Source organism: Planococcus sp. TJ-201 (assembly GCF_058268495.1).
Map to the genome: position 1 here is coordinate 460659 of NZ_JBZDOG010000001.1, position 12266 is coordinate 472924.

Annotated in this window: 14 protein-coding genes; 3 read left to right on the top strand and 11 right to left on the bottom strand. The window is 45.6% G+C overall.

Annotated elements, in window-relative coordinates:
- Nucleotides 1–20: 20 nt before the first annotated feature.
- The 8 genes from rsmB to AC4EG4_RS02580 all read right to left on the bottom strand — a co-directional run bounded on the left by rsmB (nucleotide 21) and on the right by AC4EG4_RS02580 (nucleotide 7552).
- Complete coding sequence (rsmB, locus tag AC4EG4_RS02545; protein ID WP_490977873.1) at nucleotides 21–1373, bottom strand: 16S rRNA (cytosine(967)-C(5))-methyltransferase RsmB; 1353 nt, start codon at nucleotides 1371–1373, stop codon at nucleotides 21–23.
- Nucleotides 1370–2302 (bottom strand): methionyl-tRNA formyltransferase, encoded by a 933-nt coding sequence (gene fmt, locus AC4EG4_RS02550; protein WP_490986851.1) that lies wholly within the window; start codon nucleotides 2300–2302, stop codon nucleotides 1370–1372. The genes rsmB and fmt overlap by 4 nt, the downstream gene beginning before the upstream one ends.
- Nucleotides 2299–2808 carry a peptide deformylase gene (gene def, locus AC4EG4_RS02555; RefSeq protein ID WP_490977871.1) on the bottom strand — a complete coding sequence of 170 codons (510 nt, stop codon included), beginning with the start codon at nucleotides 2806–2808 and terminating at the stop codon, nucleotides 2299–2301. The genes fmt and def overlap by 4 nt, the downstream gene beginning before the upstream one ends.
- Before the next feature lie 19 nt (nucleotides 2809–2827).
- Nucleotides 2828–5224, bottom strand: coding sequence for a primosomal protein N' (gene priA, locus AC4EG4_RS02560; protein WP_490986852.1), 2397 nt, complete (start codon nucleotides 5222–5224; stop codon nucleotides 2828–2830).
- Nucleotides 5214–6419: a bifunctional phosphopantothenoylcysteine decarboxylase/phosphopantothenate--cysteine ligase CoaBC gene (coaBC, locus tag AC4EG4_RS02565; RefSeq protein ID WP_490977869.1), complete on the bottom strand. Its 1206-nt coding sequence runs from the start codon at nucleotides 6417–6419 to the stop codon at nucleotides 5214–5216. The genes priA and coaBC overlap by 11 nt, the downstream gene beginning before the upstream one ends.
- A gap of 74 nt (nucleotides 6420–6493) precedes the next feature.
- A complete protein-coding gene (gene rpoZ, locus AC4EG4_RS02570; protein ID WP_142826599.1) occupies nucleotides 6494–6718 on the bottom strand; it encodes a DNA-directed RNA polymerase subunit omega in 225 nt (74 codons plus the stop codon).
- The gene (gene gmk, locus AC4EG4_RS02575) at nucleotides 6718–7338 is read right to left on the bottom strand and encodes a guanylate kinase (RefSeq protein ID WP_490977868.1); all 621 of its coding nucleotides are present in this window, start codon (nucleotides 7336–7338) and stop codon (nucleotides 6718–6720) included. Before gmk ends, rpoZ begins: the two co-directional genes overlap by 1 nt.
- A gap of 1 nt (nucleotide 7339) precedes the next feature.
- Entirely contained in the window at nucleotides 7340–7552 is a 213-nt protein-coding gene (locus AC4EG4_RS02580) for a hypothetical protein (protein ID WP_490977867.1), read from the bottom strand.
- A gap of 162 nt (nucleotides 7553–7714) precedes the next feature.
- On the opposite strand from AC4EG4_RS02580, the gene AC4EG4_RS02585 reads away from it, so the two are divergent.
- The 3 genes from AC4EG4_RS02585 to AC4EG4_RS02595 all read left to right on the top strand — a co-directional run bounded on the left by AC4EG4_RS02585 (nucleotide 7715) and on the right by AC4EG4_RS02595 (nucleotide 11149).
- A complete protein-coding gene (locus AC4EG4_RS02585) occupies nucleotides 7715–9379 on the top strand; it encodes an Rqc2 family fibronectin-binding protein (RefSeq protein ID WP_490986853.1) in 1665 nt (554 codons plus the stop codon).
- Between the two features lie 231 nt (nucleotides 9380–9610).
- The gene (locus AC4EG4_RS02590; protein WP_490977865.1) at nucleotides 9611–10459 is read left to right on the top strand and encodes a transporter substrate-binding domain-containing protein; all 849 of its coding nucleotides are present in this window, start codon (nucleotides 9611–9613) and stop codon (nucleotides 10457–10459) included.
- A 12-nt stretch (nucleotides 10460–10471) separates the two neighbouring features.
- The gene (locus tag AC4EG4_RS02595) at nucleotides 10472–11149 is read left to right on the top strand and encodes an amino acid ABC transporter permease (RefSeq protein WP_490986854.1); all 678 of its coding nucleotides are present in this window, start codon (nucleotides 10472–10474) and stop codon (nucleotides 11147–11149) included.
- A gap of 38 nt (nucleotides 11150–11187) precedes the next feature.
- On the opposite strand, the gene AC4EG4_RS02600 is transcribed toward AC4EG4_RS02595, so the two are convergent.
- From AC4EG4_RS02600 to AC4EG4_RS02610, 3 genes are all read right to left on the bottom strand, one after another.
- Nucleotides 11188–11598: a VOC family protein gene (locus tag AC4EG4_RS02600; protein ID WP_490977863.1), complete on the bottom strand. Its 411-nt coding sequence runs from the start codon at nucleotides 11596–11598 to the stop codon at nucleotides 11188–11190.
- An 89-nt stretch (nucleotides 11599–11687) separates the two neighbouring features.
- Complete coding sequence (locus tag AC4EG4_RS02605) at nucleotides 11688–11969, bottom strand: TIGR04104 family putative zinc finger protein (RefSeq protein WP_490977862.1); 282 nt, start codon at nucleotides 11967–11969, stop codon at nucleotides 11688–11690.
- A complete protein-coding gene (locus AC4EG4_RS02610; RefSeq protein WP_490987186.1) occupies nucleotides 11969–12265 on the bottom strand; it encodes a hypothetical protein in 297 nt (98 codons plus the stop codon). Before AC4EG4_RS02610 ends, AC4EG4_RS02605 begins: the two co-directional genes overlap by 1 nt.
- Nucleotide 12266: the final 1 nt, after the last annotated feature.

Below are 12266 nucleotides of genomic sequence, written 5' to 3' on the forward strand. Positions count from 1 at the left end.
GATTCTCGTCTTTGCCTGCATCAAACTGTTGCGGTCTTTTCGGATTTTCTAAAAGCAGCGATGAAAAAGCCGTCGCTTCCATAATCCTGCGGAAATACTTGGACAAAACCTGTATGTTTAATGCCCATCGCTTGCGGCAATGCGGCTTGAATTTTCTCCATCTCTGGATGTTCTTTGAGGAACCGCTCTGCTGTGCCGCGGTTTTCGACAGCATCCACTGTACAGGTGCTGTAGACCAAAATGCCATCTTGCTTCAGTAAACGAGCGGCTTGGTCTAACAATTCAATTTGAATTTCCTGCAAGCGGGCGAAATCCTCTTCTTTTTTGGTGTATTTAATGTCGGGCTTTCGCTTGATAACACCCAGTCCGCTGCAAGGCGCATCCACTAGAATGCGGTCAAATTTCTCTTCACCAAAGCGTTCGACGCTTTGCTTGCCGTCTCCAACTACCGTTTCAATAACTGTATGACCAAGCCGCTTCGCTGTTTCATCAATCAACTTGACTTTATGCTGATGCAAATCAAGCGCATACAAAGTTCCGCTATTGTTCATTTTTTCAGCAATGTGCGTGGTTTTTCCACCTGGTGCTGCGCACATGTCCAGTACCGTCATTTCCGGCTCGACTTGCAGTGCATAGGCAGGAAGCATCGAGCTCTCGTCTTGAATGGTAATAAAACCTTTTTCAAACGTTGCTGTTCTTGCAGGCTGGCCATTTGTGACAATCAAACATTCAGGAATCAATTTACTTGGTACAGCTTCCAGCTCTTCGGACTCGAGCATTTCAATGACTTCTTCAACTGTTGCCCGGGCTGTGTTGACGCGTACTGTCTGTGACGGCGTCTTGTTGTTTTCCAACGCCATTTCACGTGTTTTTTCCAAGCCAAACTGTTCTGCCCATCGTTTGATCATCCAGATCGGATGGCTGGTTTCAATGGAGATTTTTTCATATGGATCGCTGATTGTGTTAAAAGAGCGTACCCCATTTCGCTGAACGGAACGCAATACGCCGTTGACGACAGAAGCTACTCCTCCGTGGCCGCGGCGCTTAGCGATTTCTACCGCTTCGTGAACAACTGCATGCGCGGGAATCCGGTCCAGGTAGACGATCTGATACAGCGACAATCTCAGCAAGGTTTTAACCCATGGCTCGATTTTGCCTTTCAAATAAGGTTCTAAATAATAATCCAGCGTCATTTGATGCTGCAATGTGCCGTAGGTGATTTCTGTCAACAAGCCTCTATTTTTTGCTGCGATGCCATAGCTTTCAATCGTTTGGTGAAGCAAGAGGTTGCTATAAGCTTGTTTGTTTTCCACTGCCCACAAAATGGAGAATGCGGCATCGCGGACATTGCCTTGAAGTTTTTTGTTTTTCATTCGAATAAATCTCCTGCCTGGATTTTAGGTCCTTTTAAATACTCTTTTGCGGTCATGCGCTTTTTGCCGGATGGCTGCAGTTCGGTGATGGCCAAAACGCCATCGCCGGTCTGCACCAAAATCGAATCATCCGTCAGTCCGACCACTTGGCCGGACTTGCCCTTGGCATTCGACGAAGTTTTTTCGGTCCACCAAACTTTCATATTGGCGCCGTTGAACGTCGTGTACGCAACAGGCCACGGATGCAACCCGCGCACTTGATTGTAAATTGCGGCGGCTGGCTTTGACCAATCAATGCGTTCTTGTTCACGCGAGATATTTCGAGCATAAGTAACAGCCTCTTCGTCTTGTGGCATGCGTTCGTTCGTACCTGCAATAATAAGAGGCAAAGTTGTTTTCAAAAGGTCGCGTCCAGCAATGCTCAATTTCTCAAACATGCTGCCGGTGTGGTCTTGCTCTTCGATCGGCACCGTGACTTGCGAGATGATATCCCCTGCATCCAACCGGTCCACCATATACATAATGGTGACACCCGTTTCCGTTTTGCCATCGATAATGGCTTGATGGATCGGTGCGCCTCCACGGTAATCCGGCAAGAGCGAAGCGTGGACGTTGATGGCGCCCAGTTTAGGTGATTCCAGTACTTCACTTGGCAAAATTTGTCCAAAAGCTGCCGTGACAATCAAATCGGCTTCCAAATCAAGGACGTGCTGAAGCTCTTCCGGGTTTTTCAGTTTTTCCGGCTGGTACACTGGCAAGCCGAGGCGCATCGCCTCTTCTTTGACCGGCGTCGGCGTCAGTATTTTTTTGCGGCCCACTGGGCGGTCTGGCTGCGTCACAACGGAAATGACGTTATAGCCTTCTTCGACAAGCATGCGCAAGATTGGTGCCGAAAAGGCAGGTGTTCCCATAAATACAATTTTGGTCAAACCTGTTCCTCCTCTTCTTCCTGCTGGCGGATCATTTCGTCCAATTCTTCCTGCGTCACATATTTCGTGATTTTGCTGGTAAACAAGATGCCGTCCAAATGATCCATTTCATGTTGAATGGCGCGGGCTTCGTAGCCTTCCGCTTCCAATTCATACCAGGAACCGTCGCGTTCTTGCGCTTTGATCTTGATGTGGTCCCAGCGCTCCACTTCACCAAAAATTCCAGGGAAGCTCAAGCAGCCTTCAATATCGGTTTCAGCGCCTTCAAAAAGCACCAATTCCGGATTGATCAGTTCAATCGGATCTTGGCCTTCCCGGAAATCGACGATGGCTGCACGGACAGCAACCCCCACTTGGGGCGCGGCAATGCCGACGCCATCTGATTCAACCATTGTGTCATGCATATCGTCCAAAAGAACCGCTAAGTTCTTATCAAAAGTCGTGACGGGCAAACATTTTTTCTCCAATACTTCGTTCGGGTGCTTTACTACTGTTCGAATTGACATATTCGTTTCCTCTTTTCTGTTACATGACCGATGTCGGATTCATATCAATCGACAGCGTCGCGCCTTTTTTCAGCCACTCCGTGCGATGGATTTTGATCAGTTGCTGCATCGTATCGGTCAGTTTCGGTTCTTTTTTGTATTTTATCAAACATTGATAGCGATATCTATTGTTGACACGGGCAATGAGCGAAGCTGAAGGCCCGATAATCAAGGTGTTTGGAGACAATTGGCTTTTCAAATAACGGACTGTTTGATCCGCGTATTCGGCAACTGTCATCAAATCTTCATGCGTAAATTGAATATTGACAACGTAATAGTACGGCGGATAGCCGCTTGCTCTGCGCATAGCCATTTCCTGTTCATAAAATGGCTCATACAATTGGTCTTTGGCTAGTGTAATGGCGTAATGTTCCGGTGTATACGACTGAACAAATACCATCCCTGGAAGAACGTCTCTTCCTGCACGCCCGCTGACTTGCGTTAGGAGCTGATAGGTTTTTTCTGCGGCTCGAAAATCAGGCAGATGAAGCGTCGTATCTGCTGACAAGACGCCCACCAAGGTGATGTTCGGGAAATCCAGGCCTTTGGCGATCATTTGAGTACCCAACAGGATATCGGCCTTGCCTTCACCAAAAGCGGAAAGGATTTTTTCATGTGCGCCTTTGTTGCGTGTCGTGTCGACGTCCATTCGCAACACGCGAGCTTCCGGCACCACTTTCGCTAATTCTTCTTCGACTTTTTGTGTACCGGTTCCGAAAAAGCGGATATGCTCACTTTCACATTCCGGACAAGTAGTCGGGACACGTTCGTCATAGCCGCAATAATGGCATTTCATTGTTTCGCTGGAGCGGTGGTAGGTCAGTGAAATATCACAGTTTGGACATTGCATGACCGTTCCACAATCACGGCACAAAACAAACGATGAATAGCCCCGCTTGTTGAGAAACAGCACGGTTTGCTGTTTTTTCTCCAAGCGGTCGCGGATGGCATCCGCCAATTGCACCGAGAACATGGACCGATTGCCATTCCGCAACTCTTCCCGCATGTCAACAATCTGAACATCCGGTAAGGGCTGATTTTTTGCGCGTTTTTCCAGCACCAGCAATTCGTAGACGCCTTTTTGAGCTCGTGCATAGGATTCGAGTGATGGCGTCGCGCTGCCCAAAATCACTGGGCAATTGTGGTATTCGCTGCGCCATATCGCCATATCGCGGGCGTGATAGCGCGGCGAATCGTCTTGCTTATAGCTCGATTCATGCTCCTCATCTAGGATGATTAAGCCCAAATTCTGAAATGGGGCAAAGATGGCTGAACGCGCACCAACGACAACTTTTACTTCTGCCCGTTGGATTTTTCGCCATTCGTCGTATTTCTCGCCAGCCGACAATCCGCTATGCAAAACGGCAACCTGATCGCCAAAACGTTCTTTAAAACGAATGGTCATTTGCGGTGTCAGTGAAATTTCCGGCACCAGCATGATTGCTTCTTTGCCTTGTTTCAGAACTCGATCGATTGTCTGCAAGTAAATTTCCGTTTTTCCGCTCCCTGTTATGCCGTGCAGCAAGAAAGTTTTCGGTGTATTTAACGCATTTTCAATCGAATCAAAAGCAAGTTGCTGCGCACCTGTCAGTTGCAGGGAAGATTTTTGTTCAATTGCTGTCAATAGCTTCGGATCCCGGTAAGATTCCATGTTGGAAATCTCAGCTGCTCCTTTTTCCACCAAACTGTAGATGGTGGGCAGTGACACATTTGCTTCTTTTTGAAGTTGGGAAGACTCAATTGAACGTCCTGCATGTTTCAGGAAATACTCCATCAATTTTAGCTGTTGTTTGGCATTAGCACGGATATCTAAGGATTCCAACTGCTCCGTGCTGTCAGCAATATGAATCATCCGCACTTTTTTTACAGATGTCTGCTGCTGAATATCAGTATCAGCCAAGATTGTGCCTTTTTCCATTTCCTTCTTCAACAGAGCGTATACATCAACTGCTTCCTGTAGGCGGATAAATGGACGATTTTCAAAATAAGGGCGCAATGGGGCAGCAATTTCATCAAGTCCTGCATTCAGCACAAAGCGTTTTTCATATTTTGCACGCAATGCGGCCGGGACCATAACCTGCAGTGCATCAATTTCAAAGCAAACGGTTTGCTGTTTCATCCATTGGGCCATTTTCAACAATTCTTCATTTAATACCGGAACAACATCCATCAATTCGTGAATCGGCTTCAGGCGTTTTGGGTCAAACTCTGAAGTTTCTTTGATTTTGGTAATAAAACCAAGCACTTTACGGTTTCCAAACGGTACTTTTACACGCATCCCTGGTTCAGCCAGTACTTCCACATTTTTTGGAATGGCGTAATCAAAAGGGCGGTCAATCGGGTGTGCTGCAACGTCCACAATCACTTCAGCTATCATGCGGCTCTTCCTTATCCGTAATCAATTCGAGCAATTGGCGGGCGAGTTGCTGTTTGGGCATCATCTCAAAAGCCTGCTCAAAGCCGTTTTTCCCGAAAACAGTCACCCGGTTGGTATCCGATTCAAAGCCTGCTTGTGCTTCAGTTACATCATTGGCGATAATGTAATCCGCGTTTTTGCGTTCCAGCTTTTCTTTGGCGTATTGTCCGACATCATTGGTTTCAGCCGCAAAACCGATCAATACTTGGCCTTTTTTCTGTTCGCCTAAATGCTGTAAGATATCGACTGTCCGTTCGAGAACAATGGTCGATCCACCTTCTTGTTTTTTCATTTTCTTGTCAGCTACCGTTTTGGGTCTATAGTCGGCAACGGCTGCCGTTTTGATGACATAATTTGCTGTATCATAATGTGCTTCGACCGCTCGCAGCATGTCTTCTGCGCTTTCCACAACAATTCGGGTAACACCGCTTGGAACCGGCAGCGACACGGGACCGCTAATCAAAATTGTTTCAGCGCCCATCTCGGCTGCTGCACCCGCCATCGCGTAGCCCATTTTGCCGCTTGAGAAATTAGTCAAGAAACGGACCGGGTCAATTCGTTCGCGTGTGGGGCCGGCTGTGACCACAACTTTTTTCCCTGCCAGTTTGTGCTCACGAGAAAAATAATCTTTAACCAGCTCCGTGATCTTCTCCGGTTCTTCCAATCGGCCTTTGCCAACATAGCCGCAAGCCAGGAAGCCCTCAGACGGTTCAATAAAGCGAATGCCATCTTCATGGAGCTGTTGAATATTGCGTTTCACTGCTGGATGGTCATACATATGGACATTCATTGCCGGCGCAATCCAAATAGGGGCAGTCGCTGCAAGCAAAGTTGTGGTCACCATATCATCGCCGATGCCACCTGCCAGTTTGCCGATGACATTGGCAGTTCCCGGCGCAACAATAATCAGGTCTGCCCAATCTGCAAGGTCGATATGGGCGATGACAGAAGAATCCTTTTCATCAAAAGTATCTGTGTAAACATCGTTTCTGGACATGACTTGAAACGTCAAGGGCTGCACAAATTGCTGCGCCGATTGCGTCATGATCACTTTTACAGTGGCGCCAGCCTGAGATAGCTTGCTGACAAGTGCAACCGCTTTATAGACGGCGATTCCTCCGCTGACACATAGTAGAATTTTACGATTCTCCAACAACTCAAACACCCTTTCTAAACAACAAACTCCCAAAGAACAAATTTGCTCTGGGAGTCGTCTGTTGCGATTAATGGTTAAATTTCGTCTTCGTATACGGCAAATTCATCTTGTTTTTCCTGAGTCAATGCGCCGGCTGCTACTTCTTCAAGCGCTTTTCCGACTGATTTAGTGGAAACGTATGAATCCAATTTTTCATCACCATGTTCGTGCAGTTGGCGGGCACGTTTAGAAGCAAGTGCCACCAGCGAGTATTTTGAATCAATTCGGCTTTTTAGTTTATCAACGGATGGGTATAACATCAGACATTCTCCTTTAGCATATCAAAATATCGTTTTTCAACACGTTCACGCTTGCAATGTTCTGCAATGATAATGGCATTGATTCGGTCACAGGCATTTTCAACTTCATCGTTTTCAACTACATAATCGTACAAGTTCATCATTTCCAGCTCTTGGCGTGCGGCTTGCAGACGGGAAGCAATTACTTCGTCCGACTCAGTCCCACGGCCGACCAGCCGCTCTTCCAACTCCGATAAACTTGGTGGTGCCAAGAAAATGAACAGGCCATCCGGAACTTTCGAACGGACCTGTGCAGCGCCCTGCACCTCAATTTCCAGGAACACATCGCGTCCTGCATCGCGCATTTTGTTGACATACGCAAGCGGCGTGCCGTAGTAATTCCCGACAAATTCCGCGTATTCAAGCAGCTGATCCTGTTCGATCAGCTCCTCAAATTCGTTCCGGGTTTTGAAGAAATAATCCACTTCATCAACTTCCCCTTCCCGCGGCGACCGGGTCGTCATCGAGATGGAGTATTCGTAATTTGTATCCGGCTGTGAGAACAGCTCTTTTCGTACCGTGCCTTTTCCAACACCCGAAGGCCCTGATAGGACTATCAGCAGTCCACGTTGGTTTCTCATTTTATCCCTCATTTGCCTCGTCATCATTTTCTTCCAACTCAAAGAGCTGCGCTTTTGCATAAGAACGCAGAACAAACCGGACTTTAACTCGATTTGGCTGAACGTTTCTTCCGATGCATCGGCCGGCACCCCTGGCTGAACATTTCCCAATCAGCTGCTCTGCTGGTGCAGAATTCGGTATAGCGGCTGCCGTTATCCGGCTGAACAAAATCACATTTGCTAGCCCTAAACGTAAATCGAACTGTTTCCACCAAACTCTTCCCAGTCATTTACTACTGATTCGTATTCTTCGTTTTCTAACTAACTGTCTTATTATATCATAATACACTGAGAAAATGATAAGATGGAACAAAACGATTTGAAAGAGGGATATTTAATGGCATTTGATGGATTATTTACAAAATCGATGACTGGCGAACTTCAACAGTTGGTCACCGGCAGGATTTCAAAAGTTCATCAGCCCAACCAGCTTGAACTGCTTCTCCATATACGTGCTCAAGGAAAAAACCATAAGTTATTAATCTCAATTCACCCGTCGTATTCACGGATTCATTTGACGGCAGCAGCAAACGTCAACCCTTCAGAACCGCCGATGTTTTGCATGCTGCTGCGCAAGCATATTGAGGGCGGCGTCATCACCGAGATTTCGCAATACGGAATGGACCGCCTCATCATGCTGAAAATCAAAGCAAAAAATGAAATCGGCGATGACATCGAACGCGAACTGCACGTTGAAATGATGGGACGGCATTCAAATGTCATCCTGATTGATGCCGAACGGACGATGATTCTCGACAGCCTCAAGCATTTGCCGCCGAGCGTCAACTCATTCCGAACAATTCTTCCTGGACAGCCTTATATCTTCCCGCCTTCCCAGGAGAAAAAGGATCCGTTCGAGGCAATCAATGAATTGGCTCAAACAGACGCTAAGGAAATCGTTGGCGAATTCTCCGGATTTTCTCCATTGAACGCTCGTGAACTTGCATTCCGTCTGGAGTCAGCTGATAAAAAAACTGAAATTGCTCAGTCATTTTTAGAAGATTTCCAAAGGGCGCAGCCGACTGGCTATTATGTTGAACACGAAGGAAAAAGTTTCTTCTCGGCGACTCCTTTGACACACATTGCAGAAGAAGGACTGGAGTTTTCGACCCTTGGCGAATTGCTCGACCGGATGTATTACGCCAAAGCCGAACGCGACCGTGTAAAACAGCAGGCTGGCGATTTGGAAAGATGGCTGCAAAATGAAATTTCCAAACTGAAGCTGAAGCTGAAAAAACTAAAAAAAGAACAGGATCAGGCAGAAAAACGCGATCTCCTTCAATTAAATGGCGAATTGATCATGGCCAACCTTCACCGCATTACCAAAGGCATGAAGGAAATTGAAGTTGACAATTATTACAACGATGAAAAAGTGACGATCACATTAGATCCTCGCAAAACGCCGATTGACAACTCGCAGCGCTATTACTCGCGCTACCAGAAAGCGAAGACCGCTGTTGTAAAAACCCAAGAACAAATCGACAAAACCGAGGAAGATATCGAGTATTTCGAGACTTTGATGTCACAGGTTCAACAGGCGGGCATTTCCGATATCGAGGAAATCCGTGAAGAACTGGCTGAGCAAGGATTTATGAAAGCACAGAAGTCGAAGAAAAAGAAAAAACCGACCAAGCCTTCTGTGGAACCTTATATTTCCTCTACCGGCACGCCCATTTCTGTCGGCAAAAACAACAAACAGAACGATTATGTGACCTTTAAAGTGGCCGCAAAATCTGATACGTGGCTGCATACGAAAGACATTCCAGGCTCCCACGTCATCATTCATGACAATGATCCCGACGAAACGACCATACTTGAGGCAGCTACGATTGCGGCTTACTTTAGCAAGGCTCGCGAGTCGTCTTCTGTTCCCGTTGACTACACCGAAGTTCGGCAAGTAAAAAAACCAAATGGTTCAAAGCCAGGATTTGTTATTTATTTCGAACAGAAAACGGTATTTGTGACGCCCGATGAAGAACTTGTCATTAAATTGAAGAAATAATTTTAGAAACCGGAAAGCAAAGAGCTTTCCGGTTTTTTGTTGATAAAGCAGATGCGATTGAGAAAACCAAAAATACGATAATGATGATCCCTAAACTGATACCTCCAAGAAGATTACATAATATTAATATGCAGATAATTAGTCTTGCATGCAAGTTGAGTTCTACCCATTGCCCTGTTCACCAGTAAATGCTATGTTCTTAAAGGACTTTATTTTAAGGGGGATTTACATATGTATACATATTTTACAAAGAACAAAATAATGATAGCTAACGGAGCTATCGCACTGGCGTTGCTAGCAGGATGCGGCAATGAAGAAAGCGAAACTGAGGAAACAACTACAGCTTGGGATGAAATTCAAGAACAAGGTTCAATGACTGTTGCCACTTCAGGAACTTTGCTCGCAACTTCTTTCCGTGATGAAGATTCTGATGAACTGACGGGCTTTGAAGTAGAAGTGGTGCGGGAACTTGGTGAACGATTAGAGTTGGAAATCGAGTTTACAGAACTTGGATTTGATGAAATGCTGACCAGCGTCAATACAGGCCAAATTGACATGGCCGCAAATGATATTGAAATAACTGAAGACCGCGCAGAAGAGTTTATTTTTTCCACACCAATTAAACATTCTTACGGCACAGCGGTTGTCCGAAAAGATGACTTGTCCGGAATTTCAACCTTGGAAGACTTGGAAGGTAAAAAAGCAGCTGGTGCATCTACATCTATTTTCATGGAAATCGCACGTGATTACGGCGCAGAAGAAGTGACTTATGACAATGCCACAAACGAAGTTTATTTGCGGGACGTTTCAATCGGACGCACCGATGTCATTCTGAATGATTACTATTTATCAACATTCGGTGTTGCAGCTTTTCCTGAGCTGAATATCACCATCCATCCTGATATCAAGTATGCACCTTCAGAGGTTGGCCTTGTGATGAATAAAGACAATACCGAACTTGCTGACAATGTGAACAGCGAATTGGAAGAAATGCTTGAAGATGGTACGATCACTCGTATTTCCGAAGAGTTTTTTGGTGGTGCCGATGTCTCCATTAAACCTGATATTGAAGAAAACTAAGGAGGTCGTCTAATGAATGAAATTGAATGGGGACTGCTGTTTGACCCCACACTAGCGATCGAATCCTTGCCCTATGTACTGGGAGGCATCGGCTATACTTTGCTGATATCTGTCTTTAGTATGGTCATGGGGTTGATCATAGGCTTTTTCCTATCCCTTGCCCGTACATCCCGATTGCAAATTTTGCAATTTCCAGCACGCCTCTATATTTCCTTCATGCGCGGCGTACCAATCTTGGTTATTCTTTTTCTGCTGTACTTTGCTTTGCCGGTCATTGGCATCGAGTTCACTGCTGTCCAAGCCGCGTTGATCGGGTTCACCATTAACAGTGCTGCTTATATTGCTGAAGTTTTTCGCTCATCCTTGGCTTCTGTTGATAAAGGACAATGGGAATCATCGACTGCACTTGGACTAACCTATTGGCAGACCATGCGCCGCATCATTCTCCCTCAATCGGTTCGAATTGCAGTGCCGCCTCTATCAAATGTCTACCTGGACTTGATCAAAGCTTCTTCTTTAGCGGCGATGATTACCGTTCCGGAGATTTTCCAAAAAGCGCGCGTTGTTGGCGCACGCGAATATGATTTACTGACTATGCTGATTTTAGTTGCATTGGTCTACTGGGCCATTTGCTCTGCAATGACCATTCTGCAAAACTACCTTGAAAAACGCTACGCAGATTATCTATAAAAAACATCCGGAAAAAATCTTTCCGGATGTTTTTTCCTTTATTCGGATATTTCTTCAGGCATATAAAGAACTTCCCACATATGGCCATCCAAGTCTTTAAAGCTCCGCACATACATGGATTCATCGTCCATTTTTCCGCTGGCTTTTTGGCCACCTGCCTTTAATGCATTGTTTACCAGTTCATCTACATCCGCTTTGCTAGTGGCAGAGATGGCGGTTATGACTTCTGCACTGTGTACCGTATCGGTAATTTCTCTTTTTGAGAAACTTTTGAAATAATCCTCTGTAAGCAGCATCACATAAATTGTCGGACCGATAATCAGACAAGCCGCATTTTGATCCGTCATCTCTTCTTCAAATTCAAATCCAATTTCTTCAAAAAAAGTTTTGGAACGCTCCACATTCTTCACCGGCAAATTGACAAAAATATGGCTTGATTGGATACCCACAATTCCGCCTCCTTTTTCTGTTTATCTACATTATTCGTCGAAAAATGAACGTTTCCTGCATATCAAAAAAAGATCCTCATGAGGATCTTTTAGACAAGCCGATAGCGCATCAAATACGGCAATGTAAAACAAATAGCAGGCAATAAGATTAGCACTGCAAATAGAAGGGCTTGAGTATTGGCAGGATGCGGTAAGAAACTAGAAGCAAAGATGGGACCTACTATCAGTAAAGAAACTAAAATGCGAGACAAGAACTGAACTCGATAAAGCCTTCCGCATTTTGGGCAGGCAATTGGTTTGTAGGCTAGCCATAACGACTTATTGACTTGCTTCCAAGTAAATGGTGTATGACATATTTCACATTGTTGCATTACCTATCTACCTTCAGCTCATCCACATATTGCTTTGCTTCCAACAAGGACCAGCCAAATTCCTGTCTCGTCCGTTTGACTGCTTCAATCGTTTTTCCTTGGTGAAGAAGTTGCCGAAGCTCTTCATTGACGTCAGGTTCTGTGAAATCCATTCCCGTAGTTGCTTGTTTAAGTTGTTGTTCAACTTGCCTGATTCTTTTTTCAAGCGCTTCGATGCGTTTTTCAGAAGCGGCATAGAAAAAGTAACCAGCTGCCAAAACGGCTCCCGCGATAAGTAATGCCCATGACATATCCATT